18 protein-coding genes and 1 pseudogene are annotated in these 18,721 nt (G+C 61.5%); 8 read left to right on the forward strand and 11 right to left on the reverse strand.

Translation table 11 applies throughout. The features are described 5' to 3' along the window. Together PSTU_RS20850 and PSTU_RS0114525 are read right to left on the reverse strand one after the other, a co-directional pair. Positions 1 to 296, reverse strand: a 296-nt coding sequence (locus tag PSTU_RS20850; protein WP_141566893.1) for a response regulator, incomplete at its 3' end; no start/stop codon positions are given. After that, positions 289 to 1,776 carry a sensor histidine kinase gene (locus tag PSTU_RS0114525; RefSeq protein ID WP_029404802.1) on the reverse strand — a complete coding sequence of 496 codons (1,488 nt, stop codon included), beginning with the start codon at positions 1,774 to 1,776 and terminating at the stop codon, positions 289 to 291. The genes PSTU_RS0114525 and PSTU_RS20850, both read right to left, overlap by 8 nt. Positions 1,777 to 1,927: 151 nt before the next feature. Here PSTU_RS0114525 and PSTU_RS0114530 point away from each other — a divergent pair, with 151 nt between their 5' ends. Then, positions 1,928 to 2,320 (forward strand): DUF4168 domain-containing protein, encoded by a 393-nt coding sequence (locus tag PSTU_RS0114530; protein WP_019341756.1) that lies wholly within the window; start codon positions 1,928 to 1,930, stop codon positions 2,318 to 2,320. A 286-nt stretch (positions 2,321 to 2,606) separates the two neighbouring features. Here the strand turns inward: PSTU_RS0114530 and PSTU_RS0114535 are convergent, their stop codons facing one another. From PSTU_RS0114535 to PSTU_RS22295, 3 genes and pseudogenes are all read right to left on the reverse strand, one after another. Then, positions 2,607 to 3,065 carry a DUF1456 family protein gene (locus tag PSTU_RS0114535; RefSeq protein WP_019341757.1) on the reverse strand — a complete coding sequence of 153 codons (459 nt, stop codon included), beginning with the start codon at positions 3,063 to 3,065 and terminating at the stop codon, positions 2,607 to 2,609. A 102-nt stretch (positions 3,066 to 3,167) separates the two neighbouring features. After that, on the reverse strand, positions 3,168 to 3,263 hold the full coding sequence (locus tag PSTU_RS22290; RefSeq protein ID WP_019341758.1) for a hypothetical protein: 96 nt from the start codon (positions 3,261 to 3,263) through the stop codon (positions 3,168 to 3,170). 9 nt (positions 3,264 to 3,272) lie between these two features. Next, a pseudogene (locus PSTU_RS22295) lies at positions 3,273 to 3,434 on the reverse strand (c-type cytochrome); the annotation flags it as partial. A 249-nt stretch (positions 3,435 to 3,683) separates the two neighbouring features. Here PSTU_RS22295 and PSTU_RS0114550 point away from each other — a divergent pair. The 3 genes from PSTU_RS0114550 to PSTU_RS0114560 all read left to right on the forward strand — a co-directional run bounded on the left by PSTU_RS0114550 (position 3,684) and on the right by PSTU_RS0114560 (position 9,329). Continuing rightward, positions 3,684 to 4,415 (forward strand): carbonic anhydrase, encoded by a 732-nt coding sequence (locus PSTU_RS0114550; protein WP_019341760.1) that lies wholly within the window; start codon positions 3,684 to 3,686, stop codon positions 4,413 to 4,415. Between the two features lie 198 nt (positions 4,416 to 4,613). Continuing rightward, complete coding sequence (locus PSTU_RS0114555; protein ID WP_019341761.1) at positions 4,614 to 6,233, forward strand: NAD(P)/FAD-dependent oxidoreductase; 1,620 nt, start codon at positions 4,614 to 4,616, stop codon at positions 6,231 to 6,233. A 225-nt stretch (positions 6,234 to 6,458) separates the two neighbouring features. Then, positions 6,459 to 9,329, forward strand: a complete 2,871-nt coding sequence (locus PSTU_RS0114560) for an AsmA family protein (protein WP_019341762.1) — start codon at positions 6,459 to 6,461, stop codon at positions 9,327 to 9,329. A gap of 23 nt (positions 9,330 to 9,352) precedes the next feature. On the opposite strand, the gene PSTU_RS0114565 is transcribed toward PSTU_RS0114560, so the two are convergent. The 4 genes from PSTU_RS0114565 to PSTU_RS0114580 form a co-directional block, all read right to left on the reverse strand. Further along, positions 9,353 to 10,078 carry a substrate-binding periplasmic protein gene (locus tag PSTU_RS0114565; protein ID WP_036993302.1) on the reverse strand — a complete coding sequence of 242 codons (726 nt, stop codon included), beginning with the start codon at positions 10,076 to 10,078 and terminating at the stop codon, positions 9,353 to 9,355. Positions 10,079 to 10,099: 21 nt separating this feature from the next. Next, complete coding sequence (locus PSTU_RS0114570; protein ID WP_019341764.1) at positions 10,100 to 11,443, reverse strand: diguanylate cyclase; 1,344 nt, start codon at positions 11,441 to 11,443, stop codon at positions 10,100 to 10,102. Beyond that, entirely contained in the window at positions 11,440 to 12,207 is a 768-nt protein-coding gene (locus tag PSTU_RS0114575; protein WP_019341765.1) for a substrate-binding periplasmic protein, read from the reverse strand. The genes PSTU_RS0114570 and PSTU_RS0114575 overlap by 4 nt, the downstream gene beginning before the upstream one ends. 305 nt (positions 12,208 to 12,512) lie before the next feature. Continuing rightward, the gene (locus PSTU_RS0114580) at positions 12,513 to 13,481 is read right to left on the reverse strand and encodes a helix-turn-helix transcriptional regulator (protein WP_019341766.1); all 969 of its coding nucleotides are present in this window, start codon (positions 13,479 to 13,481) and stop codon (positions 12,513 to 12,515) included. 167 nt (positions 13,482 to 13,648) lie between these two features. Here PSTU_RS0114580 and PSTU_RS0114585 point away from each other — a divergent pair, with 167 nt between their 5' ends. Genes PSTU_RS0114585 through PSTU_RS20860 form a run of 3 tightly spaced genes read left to right on the forward strand, consistent with a single transcriptional unit; the run spans position 13,649 to position 17,198 of the window. Continuing rightward, positions 13,649 to 15,814 (forward strand): TonB-dependent siderophore receptor, encoded by a 2,166-nt coding sequence (locus PSTU_RS0114585; RefSeq protein WP_019341767.1) that lies wholly within the window; start codon positions 13,649 to 13,651, stop codon positions 15,812 to 15,814. Between the two features lie 47 nt (positions 15,815 to 15,861). Then, positions 15,862 to 16,179 carry a DUF2218 domain-containing protein gene (locus tag PSTU_RS0114590; RefSeq protein ID WP_019341768.1) on the forward strand — a complete coding sequence of 106 codons (318 nt, stop codon included), beginning with the start codon at positions 15,862 to 15,864 and terminating at the stop codon, positions 16,177 to 16,179. Then, positions 16,176 to 17,198: an alpha/beta hydrolase gene (locus tag PSTU_RS20860; protein WP_019341769.1), complete on the forward strand. Its 1,023-nt coding sequence runs from the start codon at positions 16,176 to 16,178 to the stop codon at positions 17,196 to 17,198. Before PSTU_RS0114590 ends, PSTU_RS20860 begins: the two co-directional genes overlap by 4 nt. Here the strand turns inward: PSTU_RS20860 and PSTU_RS0114600 are convergent. Beyond that, a complete protein-coding gene (locus PSTU_RS0114600; protein WP_019341770.1) occupies positions 17,104 to 17,562 on the reverse strand; it encodes a DUF3859 domain-containing protein in 459 nt (152 codons plus the stop codon). The genes PSTU_RS20860 and PSTU_RS0114600 overlap by 95 nt on opposite strands. Before the next feature lie 196 nt (positions 17,563 to 17,758). On the opposite strand from PSTU_RS0114600, the gene PSTU_RS0114605 reads away from it, so the two are divergent. Beyond that, positions 17,759 to 18,205 (forward strand): DUF2147 domain-containing protein, encoded by a 447-nt coding sequence (locus PSTU_RS0114605; protein ID WP_019341771.1) that lies wholly within the window; start codon positions 17,759 to 17,761, stop codon positions 18,203 to 18,205. A gap of 278 nt (positions 18,206 to 18,483) precedes the next feature. Here PSTU_RS0114605 and PSTU_RS22085 read toward each other — a convergent pair. Beyond that, positions 18,484 to 18,721 (reverse strand): hypothetical protein (locus PSTU_RS22085; RefSeq protein WP_029404804.1); only part of this gene is annotated, 238 nt, incomplete at its 5' end.

The raw sequence follows: 18,721 nt of genomic DNA on the forward strand, positions 1-18,721 counted from the left end.
TCCTTCAGCGCGGCCACGGCCTGCTGAATGCTGCCGAACGCCGTGATCACCAGAAACGCCGGGGCCGCCTGCATCGCCTTGACCCGCCGCAGCAACGCCATGCCATCGGCGCCCGGCAGGCGCAGGTCGCTGACCACCAGATCCGGCTCCCAGCTTTCCAGCAGCGGTACCGCGTCCTCCGCGCTCGCCACGGCATGCACCTGCAGCGCACGGTCTTCCAGCTCCTCGACCAGCAGCTGGCGCAGGCTGTCGTCATCTTCGACGATCAATACCCGCTGTGGAGCGGTGTCATCCATCTGCATCTATATCGTCCTCGTTGGCGAGCGCCAGGGAAATACGAAACGCCGCGCCGCCCAGCGAGCTTTCGACCAGCTCGAGACGGCCCCCACACTCAGCCACCACCCCATGCGCCACGGCCAGCCCCAGGCCGCTGCCCCTGCCGACCGGTTTGGTGGTAAAGAACGGCTCGAACAGGGCGGTGCGGTGCTGCTCGGCGACGCCAGGGCCATCGTCTTCAACCTGAAACATCAGGCAGCCGGCCTCCTGCCACCAGCGCAGCGCCACCTGGCCGCCTGGGCTGGCCTGCGCGGCGTTGCGCAGCAGGTTGGTCAAAGCCTGTTCGAAGCGCGGCGGATCCACCTCGCAGTACAGCGCAGTCGGAGGCGCCTCCAGACTGAGTTCCACTCTCAGCGAGGCCAGCTCATCGGCCACGGCTGCGGCCGCCGAATGCACCAGCACGTCGGCAGGCATGCGCCGCGGCGGTTGGCCAGCCGCGCGACCGAAGTCCAGCAATTGGCGAACGATCTCGCTCAGCCGCTGCACCTGGCTACGGATCTGCAGCAGCCCCTTGCGTGGGCCGTCTTCCAGCGTCTCGCTGCGCAATACGCGCTGGGCCTTGCCGTCGATGACGCTGAGCGGGCTGCCCAGCTCATGGGCCACGCCGGCAGCCAGGCGGCCAACCGCCGCCAGTTGCTGGGTGCGCCGCAAACGGGTCTCGAGTTCCGCCTCGCGCGCCTTCTGTTCGGCCATGCGCTGCTCGGCATCGGCGATGCTGTCGAGCATCTGATTCAGCGCCCGGCCGAGCACAGCGATTTCCTGCGGGCCGCTGCGCGGGGCTCGATGCTTTCGATCGCCTGCGGCAACCCGCGCCATGCTCTGTGTCAGTTCATGCAGGTGGCGACCGATGGCCGACCAATGCCCGAGCAGCACGATGCAGATCGCAGCCAACGCCAGCACCGCAGCTGAAATGCTGGCAATCACCCGCAGCTGCCGGGTGTCACGTTCGAAATCATTCCAGCGTCGGGTGACCTGCAACAGCCCGTTGATACGCCCGCCGCTCTGCTCCAGCGGCAGGAAGTAGGAATAGACCTCCCGCCCGCGGATGCGCTGATAACCGCCGCGACGCTTGCCATCGGCGGTCAGTTGCTGAATCGAGGATTGGTCCTGATCCGGCGCGATGCCTCCGGCGAATGCCACCAGTTCACCTTGATCGTCATAGAGATAGGCGCCGTAGACGCGGCCGACGCCCAGCACCGACTCCAGAACCTGTTGCGCGGTGCGGTCATGCTGCTTTTCAAGACTGTCGCTGAGCGGCAGCCGAACCGCGCGCGCCACCAGTTCGACTTCCTCTTGCAAGCGCCGCTCGCTGTTGCGCTCGACCGTCCACAACAGCAGATAACTGAAGCCGAGCATGATCGCCACCAGCGGGATCACCACCTTCAATAGCAGCGCGCCACGCAGTGTCGAAGTTCTTTGCCAAACTGCCACATGTGCCATCCTGGCACGATACAGAGCACCCCTAACAACGTCGACACCCACGGGACGGACGGTTAAAAGCCTTTTATTTCAAAGAGTTAAGGCGTCATCTTTAAGCTGGCACGGCTGATGCAGAGCTTTCCGCGTCTTTTAATTTTCAGGAATATTGAATATGACCAAGCTCAACGCCCGCCTCGTTTCCGCCAGCCTCGCCGCCCTCCTCATGGCTGCCGGTGCCTCTCAGGTTTCAGCGCAGGAGGCGAGTCAGGCGCCGGCTACTCAACCCGCACCCGCCATGCAGGCAGCAGACATCAGCGACAAGAAGCTTGAGAAGTTCGCCGACTCGCTGGGCGAGATCATGGAGATCCGCGAGGACTTCACCGCCAAGCTGGAAAAGACCGGTGACCCGGCCGAGGCTCAGCAACTGCAGCAGCAAGCCAACGAGAAGATGATGAGCACCGTCGAAAACAACGACCTCAGCATCGAGGAATACAACGCCATCAATCAGGCCGTACAGAACGATCCGCAGCTGCGCGACAAGGTCATCGCGATGGTGCAGAACTAAGGACTGATCGACTCAAGAGTCCCGCCCCGGCGCAATGCCGGTCACTTAGGAGAGACGCCGCATTCTTATGCAGATTGCGGCGTTTTTCTGCGCTAACGAACCCCGCAGCAGCCCCGTAGGCGCGAGCTTGCTCGCGAATCCACGCCACGCAAAAAGCTTCGTGAGCTTGCTCGCGCCTACGGGCCGGGCCGTACTGTCACGGTGTTTTGCCTAGACAGCCTAGTGACCCGCCGGGCAGGTCTTTGCTAGACCCGCGCAAAAAAATCTTTTGCGGCCCACCACCCGATCACTTGCCGCGCAGTGCCAGCCCCTTGAGAAAGTTGCGCAGCAGCTGGTCGCCACAGACACGGTAGTTGCTGTGTCCGACTTTGCGGAACAGCGCGTTGAGTTCCGGCTTGGACACAGGGAAGTCGACCGACTGTAGAATCGCGTGCATGTCGTCTTCCTTCAGCTCGAACGCCACGCGCAGCTTCTTCAATACCATGTTGTTGGTGACGGGCAATTCGATGGGTGGCGTTGGCCGGCTCTCGTCCTTGCCGCGCTTGTAGATCACCAGCCCATCGAGGAAGTGCGCCATGATCCGATCGCCACAGGGCTTGAAGCCCTCCTCATCCTCCTTCTTCAAATAGGCCACCGCCTCGCTGTCGGGAATCTCGCAACCGGTCAGCCGAGTGATCTCAGCGATCTTGGCGTCGTTGACGTTAAGGATGTAGCGCAGGCTACGCATCACATCGTTATTAAGCATGGACAATCCTTCTGGCAACGGGAGAGCCGGCACACGCCGAGCCTCGATGGCGCGCGAGTATAAGGTGTAAGCGCCGGCAGGTGAAAAACGCGCACCGTCGTGCTACTTCGGCAGTTTGACGCTGACCTTGATCGCGGAATACCAGGCGGCCAAATTGCCGATGCCTTCATCGCTCAGGCCTGCAGCGATCACCGACATCTGCGGATGCTTGCGTTCGCCGCTGCGGAAGGCTTTGAGCTGGCGGGACAGATAGAGCTCACCGTTGCCCGCCAGATTCGGCGCATCGGCGACTCTGCTCGATCCATCGAGACCATGGCAGGCCGCGCACAGTGATGCCCACCGAGTCGTGCTCAGCGCCCCGGAGCGCAGCGACTAGGCGCAGGCGTACTCAAGTGAGGGCTCAGTCACAGCGTAGCGTCAAACGAAGCCTTTGCCAGATGACGAGATGCGGCAACCGAGCCCAGCCGCGAGACCCATCGGTTCCGGGTCCTGGCATCCCGGATGCAGACCGTCGGCCAAAGATGCAGCGCGCGAGCAACTGCCAGCTCGCCTTGTCACAGGGCAAGGCGCGTCGCTATTCCAGGGACGCTTGCTCATAGATGAAGTTGGAGAGGTGTCATGAAAAGAGCTGCACTTGGTCTTGGCGTTTTGCTTGCCTGCGCGAATGCAAAGGCCGTTACGCCAGGTACTCACTGGGGCTATTCCGGCGAATCGGGGCCGGAGAACTGGGCAAAGCTGACGCCGGAATTCAGCGCATGCGGTGGCAAGAACCAGGCACCGGTCGACCTCAGCGGTTTCGTCGAGGCCGAACTGACTCCGCTACAGCTCAGCTACTCAGCGGGCGCCAGCAATGTCGTCAACCTCGGGTATACAGTGCAGGTGGTTTACGAGCCCGGCAGCCATCTGACGCTCGATGGCAAGGACTACGAGCTGCTGCAGTTCCACTTCCATATGCCCAGCGAGAATCTGATCAAGGGCCAGTCCTATCCGTTGGAAGGGCATCTGGTTCATGCCGACAAGGACGGTAACCTTGCGGTCCTCGCGCTGATGTTCAAGACCGGCGAGCACAACGCCGCGCTGGCTCGTTTGTGGGACAACCCGCCGGCAGACGGCCAGACCCAGCAGATCGCGCCCATGGCCAGCGTCAGTGAGCTGCTGCCCGATGATCTGGACTACTACCGTTTCAGCGGCTCGCTGACCACTCCCCCCTGCACCGAAGGCGTGCGCTGGCTGGTGCTGAAGCAGCCGCTGGTCGCCTCCGAAGAGCAGATCCAAGCGCTGACCAAGGCGGTAGGCCACGCCAACAACCGCCCACCGCAGCCACTCAATTCAAGGGTGGTGCTTGAGTAACCAGGACCGCGCCATCCGACGCCATTGAAACGCAACGAGGCAGGAGCCTCTGGCGATGCGCGCGTGCCTGAATGACAGGTTCAACCCGCGCCGCTACACTGCGCGCCTTCCTTCGACCTATCGATTCACCGGCCCTCAGTGGTCGGGGAATCGAACGGCTGTCATCACCTCTGCCGGGGCCACCGGCCAGGACTTGTCATGATTCGCATCAACGAACTGCAACTGCCCCTCGACCATCCTGCCGAGGCGCTGCGCCAGGCTATCGTCGCGCGCCTTGGCGTCAGCGATACCGAGTTGCTCGACTTCACGGTGTTCAAGCGCAGCTATGACGCGCGCAAGAAGAACAGCGAAATCACCTTCGTCTACATCATCGACGCCAGCGTGGCGAATGAAGCGCAGGTGCTCGCGCGGCTGGGCGACGACCGCAGTATCCGCGTCTCGCCGGACACCGGTTACTACCCGGTGGGCCAGGCTCCCGAGGGGCTGAGCGAGCGCCCGCTGGTGATCGGCTTCGGCCCGTGCGGCCTGTTCGCGGCGCTGACGCTGGCGCAGATGGGCTTCCGCCCGATCGTGCTGGAGCGCGGCCGTGATGTGCGCAGCCGCACCAAGGACACCTGGGCGCTGTGGCGCAAGAAGGTGCTGAGCCCCGAGTCCAATGTGCAGTTCGGTGAGGGCGGCGCGGGGCTGTTCTCCGACGGCAAGCTCTACAGCCAGATCAAGGATCCGAAGTTCTACGGCCGCAAGGTGATGCACGAGTTCGTCCGCGCCGGCGCGCCGGAAGAGATCATGTTTGTCAGCAAGCCGCACATCGGCACCTTTCGCCTGACCGGCGTGGTCTCGACCATGCGTGAGGAGATCAAGGCGCTCGGTGGCGAGGTGCGTTTCGACAGCCGTGTGGTCGACTTCATCATCGAAGACGGCCGCATCCAGGGCGTACGCATGGCCGACGGTGAGGAGCTGCGTAGCCGCTACGTGGTGCTCGCACTCGGTCACAGCTCGCGCGACACCTTCCGCGTGCTCCATGAGCGCGGCGTCTATATCGAAGCCAAGCCCTTTGCCGTAGGCTTTCGCATCGAACATCCGCAATCGCTGATTGACCAGGCGCGCCTGGGCAAGTACGCCGGCCACCCGGAGCTGGGCGCCGCTGACTACAAGCTGGTCTACCACGCGAAGAATGGCCGCGCGGTCTACAGCTTCTGCATGTGTCCGGGCGGCACCGTGGTAGCGGCCACTTCCGAGCCCAACCGCGTAGTCACCAACGGCATGAGCCAGTACTCGCGCAACGAGCGCAACGCCAACGCGGGCATCGTCGTCGGCATCAACCCGGACGAGGATTTCCCCGGCGGCCCATTGGCCGGCGTCGAACTGCAGGAACGGTTGGAATCGCGCGCCTTCGAACTGGGCGGCAATGACTACTGCGCACCGGGGCAATTGGTGGGCGACTTCATCCGCGGCCGGGCTTCGAAAGCTTTCGGCGAGGTCGAGCCGTCCTACAAGCCCGGCGTACGTCTAGGTGATCTGGCCCCGTCGCTGCCCGACTACGTGATCGAGGCGATCCGCGAAGCGCTGCCCGCCTTCGGCAAGCAGATCCGCGGCTTCGACCGCGCCGATGCAATCCTCACCGGCATCGAGACGCGCACGTCGTCACCGGTGCGGATCAAGCGCGACAACGAATCCCTGCAAAGCATCAATACCCGCGGCCTCTATCCGGCAGGCGAAGGCGCGGGATATGCCGGCGGGATTCTTTCGGCAGGCGTGGATGGCATCAAGGTGGCCGAAGCCGTGGCCACCGCGATACTGGGCGATCTGCAGGGCTGATCCGCGTTCAACGTGGACGGCGGCGATGCCGTTCGTCGGTGTTTCGTGTTTCATGTGCCAAAGCTATTCCAAACAGCACCCGTTGGTACCGCGACTGAACAGCACAAAACTGCTTGGCCAATTTGATGAGCTTTTTCCGCCAGTGAGGGTCGACACCTTTACACGGCTGCACTGATGCAGCTGCCCTTCACTCATGCGCGAGCATGACCGGATCAGGAAGGCAAGGTGGCGAAAGCAGCAAAAATCATCGGCATCGTACTGGCGGCCCTGGTGCTGCTGGTGGTGATCGCGGCAGTGCTGGTACAGACCCAGTGGGCCCGCGAGAAGATCGAAGCCCAACTGAGTCAGCGTCTGGATGGGCGCGCCGTCGAAATTGGCAGCCTCGATATCAACTGGGGCTTTCCACTGGGGATCAGCGTACGCGATGTGGAGGTCGCTAACCCCGAGTGGGCCAAACACCCCTATATGCTCAAGCTTGACGCCATGCAGGCAGAACTGGATGTCGGCGCCCTGTTGACCGCCAACCTCAGTCTGAAATCCCTGCAACTCGACCACCCTCAGATTCACCTCGCCAGGCAGGAGGACGGTCAGTCCAACTGGGCCGCCTTGACGGGTAGCAATAGTAAGCCGGACGCCGGCAAGACCGAGTCTCAGGACAGCTCTAGCCAGAGCAGCTCGAGCGGCAACGCTCTGCCCATCCAGCCGGATACGATCCGTATCCAGAACGGCCAGCTGACCTACCGCGACGCCAAACTGGACACCCAGGTGTCGTTCGACATCAAGACGACCGACAACGGCCCGGGGCAGCGTCAGCTGTCCGTCGAAGGCAGCGGCGACGTACAAGGCAAGCCACTGACACTCAGCCTGACAGGCGAGCCCCCGTCTCAGGCCCTGGCCAGTGGCGCCCCCTATGCGGTGAAGCTCGATGCGCAGCTGGGCGAGATTCAGGCGCATTTCAACGGGGAAGCCAAGCAGCTACCAGCGCTCGATGCGTTGCAGGGCAAACTGACGGTGAGCGCGCCAGACTCGGCCGAATTGATGAGTTTCAATAACCCTGCCATCGACGTGCCAGCGTTCGAGCTCAACACCCGGCTGAAGCGTGATGGGCAGCGCTGGTCGCTGCAAGACATGGACCTCAAGACGGGCGAAAGCCACCTCACCGGCTCGCTCGTGTTGGAGCGGGGCGATACGCCCGAGCTGACCGTACAGCTGCAAGGCAACAAGCTGGATCTCAATCGTTGGGGCGTGATGCGCTTGCTCGAATCGGAGCAGAGCGGCAGTCAATCACAGGCCAAAAATGATCAGCAATCGTTACAACAGCGCGCTCACGACTTGCTGCAGCCGTTGCGCCGTTACCGCGGCGAGGTGGACGTCAGCCTGGGGCAGCTCCTGTATGGCGACGCGGCACTTAGCGACATCGTGCTCAAGGGTAGCCTGGCCGACCAGCGTCTGAAGATCGAACGGCTGCACATTGCGCAAGGCGAAGGCGCCATCAACGCCAACGGCTCGCTCGACCTGACCAAGAATTCTTTGAGCGGAACGATCGACCTGAACGTCGAGCAGCTGGATCTGGGCCGCGCGCTGGCGCCGCTGGGCTACCCCAAGCTCGGCACGCTGGATGGGGAACTGCACACGCAGCTGGCGCAGAACTCAGCCAGCATTAACGACACGCACCTGCGCTATGTGAACCCCGCCCGCGATTTGCGGGTGGAGGTCGATGCCACTTCCACCGACTCCGGCCTGCACCTGACGGGCGACGCGTGGCGCAACGAGGTACCGCTGCATTTCGACCTCGATGTCGGGGCGCTGGAAGAACTGTTCAACATTCAACCGTATCCCGTCGATGGCACCGTCAAGTCGCGGGAAAGCCAGCTGACCGTAAAGGGCACAGTCACCGATCCCTTGCAGTTGAAGGCAGCGGACCTCACCATTTCGCTGGAGGGGCCGAACCCTGCCAACCTCAACCCGCTCACCGGTTTGAGCCTGCCTTCGCTGGCCGGCTATCAGCTGAGCGGTCATTTGCTCTGGGATGACCCGCAGCTGCGCCTGCAGGATTTGCGCGCTAAATGGGGCCAAAGCGACCTCAGCGGTGACGTTCGCCTGAGCCTCGCGGGCCGTCCAATGCTCTGGGCCAACCTCCATTCGGACACGCTCGACACCGCCGACCTCAAGGCGCCCGACACACCGACGGACCCCAATGACAATCAGGTGTTTTCCAGCGAACCGCTGGGCCTCGAGGCCTTGCGCGGCCGCGACGCCATCGTTCGCTATGAGGCCGACACGGTTCTGGCCAAGGAGATTCCCCTGAATGCAGTGGACTTCAAAGCCGAGCTCGACGAAGGCGTACTGGTGGTCGAACCCTTGAAGCTTGCCATTGGCAAAGGCGCGGCGGACGGCCGACTGCGGCTGGACGTCCGACCCCAGCAACCAACCGGGGAGCTGCACCTCGGTATCACCAGCGTCAACCTCTCTCCGGTTCTTCGCGAAGCCGACCTGTCCAAGGTCGCCAAGGATTCCGCCGGCACCATCGGCGGTCAGCTGGACATTCGGTTTGAAGGGGAGTCCCTCGGGGAAATGGCCGCCAAGTTGGACGGTAAGCTGGAGCTGGCCATGTCAGGCGGAAAACTGGACATGCTGGCGGTGGAGCTACTCGGGCTGGATGCCGGGGAAGCCGTGGTAGCCGCGCTCGCTGACGCCGATCAGGTGCCGATGAATTGCACCTATCTGCGTTTTGATTCGACTGAAGGCACGGCGAAACTCGAGCAGTTCTTTATCAGCACCACCGACAGCAACATTACTGGTGGAGGAAACATAAAGCTCAAGAGTGAACGCCTGGACCTGGCGTTCGAGGCTCATGCCAAGGACATCAGCTTGCTGTCCGGCAATTCCCCTGTCCAGCTCAAGGGCACCCTGAGCGACCCGCAAGTCAGCGTCGTAACCGGCGAGCTGGCGGCCCGCGCCGTCGCCAGCGTCGTCGGGGCCTTGGTAGCACCGCCGCTGGCCATCCTGCCATGGCTGGAAGCCGGGCTGGGAGAAGGGCCGGGCATCGGTTGCCGCGAGGCGCTCAATGAGTTCGAGCAGGGCAGCAAGAACTGAGCGAACCCGGGCGGGTGCCGCTGTCAGCGTTGCCCGTCCATCAGGCGAGCCACTGCACCCTCAGCCTGGAGATGCTCGAACGCTGCCTGCATACGCAGAACCGTGGCATCGTCAGTCTTACGGCTGAAGGCCATGTACAGCTGGGTCGAACTGTCTGGCGTGAACACGCGCTCGACTTCGCTCGGGTCGAGGCCGGCTTCCTTGCATAGAGCAAGCATGTCCTGCTCAGGCATGGGCACAAGGTCAACCTGACCATTGAGCAGTCGCTTGAAGTTATCGCTGTTGTGCGCCGTCACCACGATCTTGTTGAAGCCATTGGCCTGCAGGTACTGGTGACGAACATCCTGGCGCAGCACACCGATCCGATACGCCTTGGCCGCTTGCAGATCGGGCACCGTGATGTCGTCCCGCCGGCGCAATTTGTAGAAGTGATAGTCGATGCGCATGATTTCGCCCACCCAGCGGAACAGCGCCTCACGCTCCGGGGTGCGTGCGATGAGATACACCAGCACGTCTGGCTCCTGCAGCGCCATGTCGTACGCTCGCGCCCACGGGTACAGACCAATCTGGTAATCCTCCAGCCCAGCGCGCTGCAAGGTCGCTTCGACCACCTCGGTGGCAGGACCGCTGACCTTGCCCTTCTCGAGATAGGTGTAGGCCGTCTCCTCGGTCACCACACGCAGCGGCCCGGCCTGTGCCATTGCACCAAGTAACCCCAGAGAAACAGCGATCCAGGCAATCGAACGCATCGTGTGGGTCCTCACGAACTATCAGTCGGAAATACGGTTGCGGCCCTGCGTCTTGGCTCTGTAGAGAGCCTCGTCCGCGCGGCGCAGCAGTTGTTCGAATTGGTCCATGCTGTCCGCTTCGAAGCCGGCCAGGCCAATACTCAGCGTGACGCGGGGCGAAACAGCCGAGGCTTCGTGCGGCAGCTCTCGCTCAGCAAGGCGTTGCTGCAGTCGCACAGCAGAACGATGGGCGGACTCTGCATCCACGCCGGGCAACAGCACGACAAATTCCTCACCGCCCAGCCGCGCGACCACTTCGCCGGCACGGGCAAACACGCACTGGAGCGTATCGGCCACCGCCTGCAAGCACTGGTCACCCTGCGCATGGCCATAGTGGTCGTTGTAACGCTTGAAGAAGTCCACGTCGCACATCAGCACGGTCAGCGGTTGGCCCAGACGCAGCGCGCGACGAAATTCAACGTCCTTGATCTCGTCGAAATGCCGGCGGTTGGCCAAGCCGGTCAGCGGATCGCTGCGCGAGAGTTCCTCTAGCAACACGTTGGCTGCCCGTAATTCAGCGGTACGCTCCTCGACCAGCTCGGCGAGACGGTCGCGGTGCGCGGCCAGCGCCAACTCGTCCTGATGCTGTCGCTCGAGATACGCCAACAGCTTGGACTGCACACTGTTGACGCCAGACTCCAGCAAACTCAGCTCATCGTGGCGCTTCACCGACCGCTCGAGGCGTAGGCTCTGGTCGAGGTTTTCCGGGGTAAGACGGGTAAGGTGCCGGGCGATACGACGCACATGCAGCGTGACGGTGCTGTTGAACATCCACATGATCAATCCGGCCAGCAGGAGCGACTGGACGACTTGGGTGATCACGATTTCGGTGACTTCATCAACCAGCCGCTCCCAGAGCAGCCCTTCGTTGCCTTCCAGCCTGAGCTCGCCCACCGTCTCGCGGGCTCCGGCATAAGCTTCGTAGGTGAGACGTCGCTGCAATACCGGCGCGCGGTACTGGAGCTGCTGCTGCGGTCGTTGGCGCTGAACGACTTCCGGTGCGCGCCCGGCGCGGATGATCTGCAGGTCGACACGTCCAACCGGCTCCGCCTTGGCAACGCTGTCCAGCTGTGTTTCCAGCGCATCGCTGTCCATTTCCCAGATCGCTTTGGCCAGGTTGCTGTGAAACACCTGATCAATCAGCGCCAACTCGGCATTCATCGCGGTTAGTCCATCTTCCCACGCCAGCCAGGTCCGCAGACCCACGGTCGCCACAGTAAATAACAGGCAGAAGCCGAGCGTCGCCAGCACCAGGCGACGCCCAAGCGAGCTGCTTTGCCGGTGTGCCGTGGCAGGGGGGGCGGGATGGCGGGTGTTGTCGCTCATTGCAGCCAACGGGCGGCGATCGCATCGTAGCGGCCATCGGCACGGATGCGGGCAAGGGCCTGACGGAAGCGCTCGACCACCGCATCCGGCGTGTTGCGGCTAAAAGCCATGCACAAGCCGTTCGCGCCGCCGAGGTCTTGCAAACTCAACTGAGGAACCGCCTTGTCGTCAGGATTGCTGCTGGCGTGACGGACCAGATAGTGAGCATTCAGCTCGTTGGAGATCCAAAGGTCTACGCGACCGGCCTTGAGCTTTTCGTAGTTGTGCTCGTATTTGTTGCTCGACTGCAGGTTGCGCCCAATGGCGAACCCTTTATCGATCAGATACTGCTCACCGACATCCTCTTTCACGGTGGCGATCTGGTACTGGCGGGCGTCATCGAGACTCTTGAGGTTGAACTCAGTGCCAGGCAGGGAGAACAGGAACCAGCGCGTCGGCGCGATAACGCCAACCCACTTGAACAGATTCTCGCGCTGCGGGGTGCGGGCGATGGAATAGATCAGTACGTTTTCGGAATTCAGCGCGATGTCGTAAGCGCGCGCCCATGGCATCGACTGGATGCGCGCAGTCTCACCCACTTCGTCCAGAACAGCCTGTACCACCTCGGTGCCCATCCCGGTGAGCTTGCCGTCGACCGTCATGTTGTAGGGTGGCAGTTCCTCCGTGACGACCGTAATGCCGTGCCCAAATGCAGAAAGGCTGCCGCATAGCGATGCAATGAGCGACAAGGCCAGTGTCAGATGGCGGAACGAGGTTAGAAGCATCGGGCGAACCTCTCAGACGACTACCGTCCGGCGAGCAACAGGAGACTGGCCATCATAATGGCATCATTCAGGCAGCAGTCGAGCACTCCTTTAGTCGGCGTATCCCAAGCCGACTTGAACGCGGGGAGGCCGCTATAGCGAGTCTGCCGACGAGCGGAGGTGTGATCGTTCGGACAGCATCGAACGAGCACCGCGAGGGCTGTCACGTTCCATCTTCGACTCAGCCTACAACCCTGTAACGAGTATGTTCTGAGCTCTCGCTCCGGCTCATCTGTCGTCGCGACCGGGTGGCAGCTTGGCAGCGCTCAAACCCGCGAACGCACTTGTCGCGGGCTGATGCCGAACAGCCGCTTGAAGGCGGTCGCAAAGTTGGCCGGGCTGTTGTAACCAGCGCGCCAAGCCGCCTCAGTAACCGTTGCACCTTCTCGCTCCAACACCTCGCGCGCGCGAGTCAGACGCCGCGCTCGCTGATATTCAAAGATTGTGACGCCTTTGAACGAGCGGAACTGGCGCTGCAGCGTCGTGGCGTTGACGCCCGTATCGCGTGCGATGTGATCAAGCGTCCAGTTGTCCGCTTCACCGCTATCGAGCAGTTCGACAAGCCGCTGCAAGCGCCGATATTCCTGAGGCCGAAGACCAGGCTCTACCGCTGTTTCCGCCTCACCAAGACTGGCCAGCGCTTCGCAGGCAATATCCAGCGCCCGGCTTTCCAGGTACAGACCGGCAAGCAAGGCGTCGTAACCCGGTGGGTTGAGCATCTGGTCAGCCAATGTCAGCAGGCGCGGCGAGGGTTTCCAGACACGAGGCGTCAGATGACTGCCCATGAAGCGTCGAATTGCTCCGTCTGTCGCACCAATGCCTTCGCCACGATCTTCGAACCAGTCGGGCGTCAGGCTCACCACCAACTTCCGAATATGGCTACCGCGGCGTGCCTGACGGCGGAACTGTACCGGCTCGTTCATCGAGACAGCGACACCCTCGGGCGCACGCCGGCTTGAAGGCTGACCGAGCGTCAGTGACAAGTCGCCATAGCTGACCTGGCTCTGCCCCTGAAGAAAGAGCACAAAGGACACCCGCGGACCCACGGTGTTTTCTGTAACGAAGTCCTGCAGCTCCTCGCAGTCGGACCAATGCAGCGAAAGGCCATCACGCAGTTGGGCCCATTTCACCCGGCCATAGAACAGGCGGTCATCGCCGCCGTCTGGCAAGTGCAGACCAGTCCGGCTAGTCGCCGGTAGCTCATCGCCACGGATGATGTGATCGGGTTGGTTCATGCAGCGCTGCCCCTCGCACGCGATTGCAAAGCAATGACTTGGTCGCGCAAAGGTTCGCGAACCGGACGCATGGCAGACTACGCGCCGGCATCTTTTGATGCAAATCGTTATCATTAAGCGCCGCGAACCTTTGCCATTTACGAAATGCCCGCGACAGGAGCCGACCCATGGACAGAACCCCTCGCACCCTCAGCCTCGGACAACGTTCGCGGCACCTGCTGCTGGCCGGCTTGCTTGCGCCTTTCTCGCTAAGCGCGCTGGCACAAAGCGTTTCCGTGCAGAACGAGCCGGTCGAACTGGAGAGCATCACGGTTGAGGGCAACCGCCTGTACGATATGCCGTCGTCGGAGCAGAGCGGCGGCTACACGGTGCAAGCAGCGACCGTTGGAACAAAAACTCCAGCCGAGCTGCGCGATATCCCGCAGTCGATCACCGTTTACACAGACGATTACATCAGGGACCGCCAGTTCGTGAATCTCGACGACCTAGCCAAGTACACCGCGGGCCTACGCACCCTGACCAACGACAGCGGTCGTTCGTCGATTTACGCACGTGGCTACGAGTACGACGAGTTCAATATCGATGGGCTGCCGGCGCCTATGGCCAGCATCCACGGCACTGTTCCTTCACTGTCGCCATTTGACCGGGTCGAGATCATGCGCGGCCCCTCAGGCCTGTTCAGCAGTACCAGCGAAATGGGGGGCGTCGTCAATATGGTTCGCAAGCGCCCCACGAGCGAATTTCAGGGAAGCTTGACTGGCCGCTACGGCAGTTGGGACCAGAACTACCTGGAAGCCGACCTCTCCGGCCCGCTCGATGACGCGGGTCACGTCCGCGGACGCACCGTTGTCTCTCGCGCCGACAGCAATGGCGAGGTCGATTACAACGAGAACACCAGTGAAAGCTTCTACGGCGCGCTGGACATCGACCTGGGCGACGCAACCTCGCTTTCGCTAGGATTGATCCACCAGACCAAGGACATCGCCCCCCACAACGGCTACCCCACCGATTCGGCCGGAAATTTGCTGGACTGGAGCCACTCGACCTACCTGGGCGCCGACTGGAACGACTTCAACGGTCGCACCACCGATGCAATCGCCGAGCTGACTCACCGGTTCGATACTGGCGGCTATGGCCGACTGGCCGTGCGGGGCTCCACGCGTGACACCGACTATCTGTACGCCTATACCGGCAGCGCTGTGGCAGCCAACGGCAACACGCGAATGGTCGCCGCCGGACGTGACTTTCAGCAGGACGCACTGGCCGTCGATGCCAGCTACAGCCAGCCGTTCGAGCTGCTGGGCCAGGTCAGCGAATTCGTGGTCGGCAGCGATTTCAAACGCTACGACAGCGACTATCGCAACGGCAGTGCTGTCCTCGGCACGGTCGATATCTCTGGCTATCAGCCCACGCGCTTCGCCAAACCGAACCTGAGCTATTCAACACGCGTCAGTAGCGACGATCAGGAAGCAGGTCTCTACGCCAAGCTGACGCTCCGGCCGATCGAAAAGTTGGCGCTCATCGGTGGAGCTCGCGTCAGCTGGTATGAAGGCGACGCCACCTCAACGAATCTCAAAACAGGCGTCGCTGCCTCGGATGAGCAGCATCAGAACGGCCACGTCACGCCTTACGGTGGATTGGTGTTCGACCTCGACGAACAGCACTCGCTGTACGCCAGCTACTCACAGGTCTTCAAGCCTCAATCCGAGACCGACACTAACGGTCAGCTCATCGATCCGCGCAAAGGCGAGCAATACGAAGTCGGCATCAAGGGCAGTTATTACGGCGGGGACCTGAATGCCCGTATCACCGCCTTTCAATTGACCGACGAGAACCGCGCCACGGACGCCGACGGCCTGTCCGGCACAGCCGATTACGCGGCGGCTGGCAAGGCGCGTATCCGCGGTGGTGAATTTGAGGTCAGCGGTTACCTCACGCCTCAGTGGGAGCTGATTGCGGGCTACACCTACATGGAGACTGAAAACCTCGCGGGTGACGAGAACGTTCTGTTCGTGCTCATGCCAACACACCAGGCTTCTTTGTGGAGCAAGTACACCCTGGCGGGTGGACCGCTGCGTGGGCTAGGACTGGGCGCAGGTGTCAGCGCCATGAGCGACTTTTCCTACGAACGCCAAGGGACCACCGTTAGCGCACCGGGATATGCGGTGGTCGACGCCAAGCTGTCGTACCCGCTCACCGAGCAGCTCACAGCGACATTCGATATCAACAACCTGCTCGATCGCGACTACGTTTCGCGCGTTGGCAGCACGTCAACCTTCAATTTCCAGGGCCCGTCGCGCAACTTCACCATCGGCGCGCGATACGAGTTCTGACCCACTCGCCGCCGGCCGTGGGTCGGCGGCGCTTACCGGAGACATTCATGCTCAAGTTTCACGCACGCGTCGCAACGCCACGCGCATCGCGCAACATGACCCGCCTGTTCAAGCACTTTTCCCACAAAGGCAAAGTCCGACTCGATGAGCAACGAGCAGAGGTCGTGTTCGCCTTTGGTGAGTGCCGAATGTTTGCCGGACCGGAGCAGCTCTTGATCGATTGCCAGGCAGCGGCTGGGGAGGCAGAAAAACGCCTTCGTTTTGTGATAGCCGATCACCTCAACCGTTTTTCCGGTGACGAGGCGTTGCAGGTCGAATGGCAGGATGGCCCCCTGCCGGACGCGCCCGCCGAGCTGCCAGCATGAATGCCTTGATGGCGCTGCTGATTGCCAGCCTGGGACTCGGCTGTGCATCGGCTCGAGCCGCCGAGGCGGGCGGGTGGAAGCCAGTGGTGCTACCGCAAGCTGAACAACGCGACATACATTCGCACAACACCGGCGACGATTACAGGATCTTCATTTCCCAGCCTCAGCAGCCGGCGCCACCGGGTGGCTATCCGGTGCTCTACGTGCTTGATGGCAATGCGTTGTTTCCAATGCTGGCAGTTCAAGCCAATGCTCGTGAAAGACGCCCGGATCCCGCAACACGTGCCTCGGTGGTCGTAGTGGGTATCGGCTATCCCGGCGGCCAGCTGTATGACATAGACAGACGCGCACGCGATTACACGCCGCCGACTACAGTTGCGACAGATGAGCGGGAAGGCCTTCGCTATGGCGGTGCCGATCGCTTTCTGGCTTTCGTGCAAACCGAACTGAAACCTCTGATCGAAGCCCGATATCCGATTCATCCTTACCGACAAACGCTGTTTGGGCACTCCCATGGCGGGCTTTTAACGCTCTATGCGTTAATGACCCAGCCAGACGCCTTCCAGAATTACCTGGCGGCCAGTCCCTCGATCTGGTGGAACGATCGTCAGCTGCTAGAACAGAGCGGCCCCCCGCTCTCCGAGTCGAATCTACGATCAAAGCGTCTGTGGATGACTGTCGGCGAGTATGAGGAACCCTTGCATGGCAAAGTTGCTGCATCAGAACGTGAGCGGCGCCTTGTTGAGCGGCGGATGCGCAGCAACGTGCAGGAACTATTCGAGCGCTGGGCATCACTGGAACACCGCAGTCTGAAACGCACCTTCACCATCCATCAAGGCGCCGGCCACGGTGAGAACAGTGCACTGACCGCAGCCTATGCGATCGATTTCGCCCTGCTGGCTGGCACACCTTCGCTGGGCGCGATCAGCGAACCTCGAACCGCTGCTCAGCCAACTTTCGATCACCCTGAAACACCAAGAAATGCCATTCGCCCGCCACCAGCTCGTGCAATTCGGTGAACTCGAATGCCATGACGTCCAAGGCCGCACCCGGCACAAGCGTCTGCACCACCTCGTAGCGGTCGTGGCGCTGGCCGCTGGGATCGACAACACCGGGAGTGAGGTACAGCAAAGTCAGCGGCGCATCCTCCGCTCGCTTGCCCTCGAGCCGATAGCGCAGACCGAACTTGGTGCCGATCTTCATTGGCACTTTTTCAGTCTTGAAAATGCGTTGCTCGCCACTCACCAGCACGCGTTCACCGGGCTGCTGATCCTCATAACGGTTTTCAAACACACCCGCTTCGATCGGACCGGCAACACGCACACCAGCATGAGCCAAACCGGGCAATAACAACGCGAACAGCAGCATACGAAGTGCAGGCATAACGAGCTTCCTAGTCAAAGAAACAAGCCTATGACGCTGGTATTACAAGCTCGTGAATCCAAAATTTCGGGGCCAATTCAAAGGCGCAGTACGGCGAATCCCAGATGTTGGCGTTAACGACGCAAATTCAACCGACCGCTATCGGTCGGAAGCGATGATAGAGTCACAGTCCTAGATCGTTACTTCAGGAGAGACCATGCGCGCGCTGTTTACTGCCTCTTTACTAGCTCTGCCGATGGCCATCGCCTCGGTGTCTTTCGCCGCCGAGTCACCTGTCGGACGTTGGCAAACCATTGATGACGAAACCGGCAAACCCAAATCCATCGTCGAAATCCAGCAGGCCGCTGATGGCTCGCTAAGCGGCGAAGTCGCTAAGATTCTCCTGTCCGAGCATGGTGCGAATCCGGTATGCAGCGCTTGTGAAGGTGAGCGAAAAAACCAGCCAATTACGGGAATGACTATCCTATGGGGCCTAAAGCCGGACGGCGAGGGCACCTGGATCGGAGGTACTATCCTCGACCCGGCCAAAGGAAAAACCTATCGCGCCAAGGTGAGCCTACTCGAAGGTGGAGAAAAACTTGAGATGCGCGGTTACATCGGCATCGAAGCCCTAGGACGCACCCAGACATGGATTCGGCAGTAGCCAGCTTCCTCGATCTGGGGCTACTCGGTCGACCGGCACGACCTGACCTGCTCGGTATGCAACGATTTGGCTGTCAACGCCGCATGCATGAAGACCCTTTCGTTTAGGGACATCCGAGTTGCCATGGGCTCGCCGCGTTCCATGCAAAACATACCTGCCCTTGGATCGGGCTAATGGTCCTCAAGGGCGCAGGTTTGAACTCGGCCGAAAGCGTACGTCGTTGGTTGCTCATCGAACACCTCTGAATGGCGAGGATTCGCCTAAATCGGCGTCTGCGATTAGAACACCACCACACATACCGCTAACGTCTCATCGGCACCCGATTTAACCATCGTTGTCCGCCGGCCTTGTGAGACGACAATGCGCCAATGGACGTGGCGTTGACGAGGCGACGTGGAAGCTCGACCGAGCTTCATGATGGCGAACAACCCTACGCGGACTTTTCCCACGCCCAAAGACAAACCCCCGGCCATCTTTCGATGATCGGGGGTTTGGTGTAGAAGCTTGACGATGACC

It is taken from the genome of Stutzerimonas stutzeri SDM-LAC (assembly GCF_000235745.1).
Classification (GTDB): domain Bacteria; phylum Pseudomonadota; class Gammaproteobacteria; order Pseudomonadales; family Pseudomonadaceae; genus Stutzerimonas; species Stutzerimonas stutzeri_H.

Excerpts from the sequence above, each read along its gene's own strand:
- PSTU_RS0114575 (WP_019341765.1), bottom strand. The coding sequence starts at position 12,207 with ATGCTTCTAACCTCGTTCCGCCATCTGACACTGGCCTTGTCGCTCATT.
- PSTU_RS0114600 (WP_019341770.1), bottom strand. The coding sequence starts at position 17,562 with ATGCCTGCACTTCGTATGCTGCTGTTCGCGTTGTTATTGCCCGGTTTG.
- PSTU_RS0114585 (WP_019341767.1), top strand. The coding sequence starts at position 13,649 with ATGGACAGAACCCCTCGCACCCTCAGCCTCGGACAACGTTCGCGGCAC.
- PSTU_RS0114535 (WP_019341757.1), bottom strand. The coding sequence starts at position 3,065 with ATGCTTAATAACGATGTGATGCGTAGCCTGCGCTACATCCTTAACGTC.
- PSTU_RS22290 (WP_019341758.1), bottom strand. The coding sequence starts at position 3,263 with ATGTCGGTGATCGCTGCAGGCCTGAGCGATGAAGGCATCGGCAATTTG.
- PSTU_RS0114605 (WP_019341771.1), top strand. The coding sequence starts at position 17,759 with ATGCGCGCGCTGTTTACTGCCTCTTTACTAGCTCTGCCGATGGCCATC.
- PSTU_RS0114565 (WP_036993302.1), bottom strand. The coding sequence starts at position 10,078 with ATGCGTTCGATTGCCTGGATCGCTGTTTCTCTGGGGTTACTTGGTGCA.
- PSTU_RS20860 (WP_019341769.1), top strand. The coding sequence starts at position 16,176 with ATGAATGCCTTGATGGCGCTGCTGATTGCCAGCCTGGGACTCGGCTGT.
- PSTU_RS0114590 (WP_019341768.1), top strand. The coding sequence starts at position 15,862 with ATGCTCAAGTTTCACGCACGCGTCGCAACGCCACGCGCATCGCGCAAC.
- PSTU_RS0114525 (WP_029404802.1), bottom strand. The coding sequence starts at position 1,776 with ATGGCACATGTGGCAGTTTGGCAAAGAACTTCGACACTGCGTGGCGCG.
- PSTU_RS0114555 (WP_019341761.1), top strand. The coding sequence starts at position 4,614 with ATGATTCGCATCAACGAACTGCAACTGCCCCTCGACCATCCTGCCGAG.
- PSTU_RS0114570 (WP_019341764.1), bottom strand. The coding sequence starts at position 11,443 with ATGAGCGACAACACCCGCCATCCCGCCCCCCCTGCCACGGCACACCGG.
- PSTU_RS0114580 (WP_019341766.1), bottom strand. The coding sequence starts at position 13,481 with ATGAACCAACCCGATCACATCATCCGTGGCGATGAGCTACCGGCGACT.
- PSTU_RS0114530 (WP_019341756.1), top strand. The coding sequence starts at position 1,928 with ATGACCAAGCTCAACGCCCGCCTCGTTTCCGCCAGCCTCGCCGCCCTC.
- PSTU_RS0114550 (WP_019341760.1), top strand. The coding sequence starts at position 3,684 with ATGAAAAGAGCTGCACTTGGTCTTGGCGTTTTGCTTGCCTGCGCGAAT.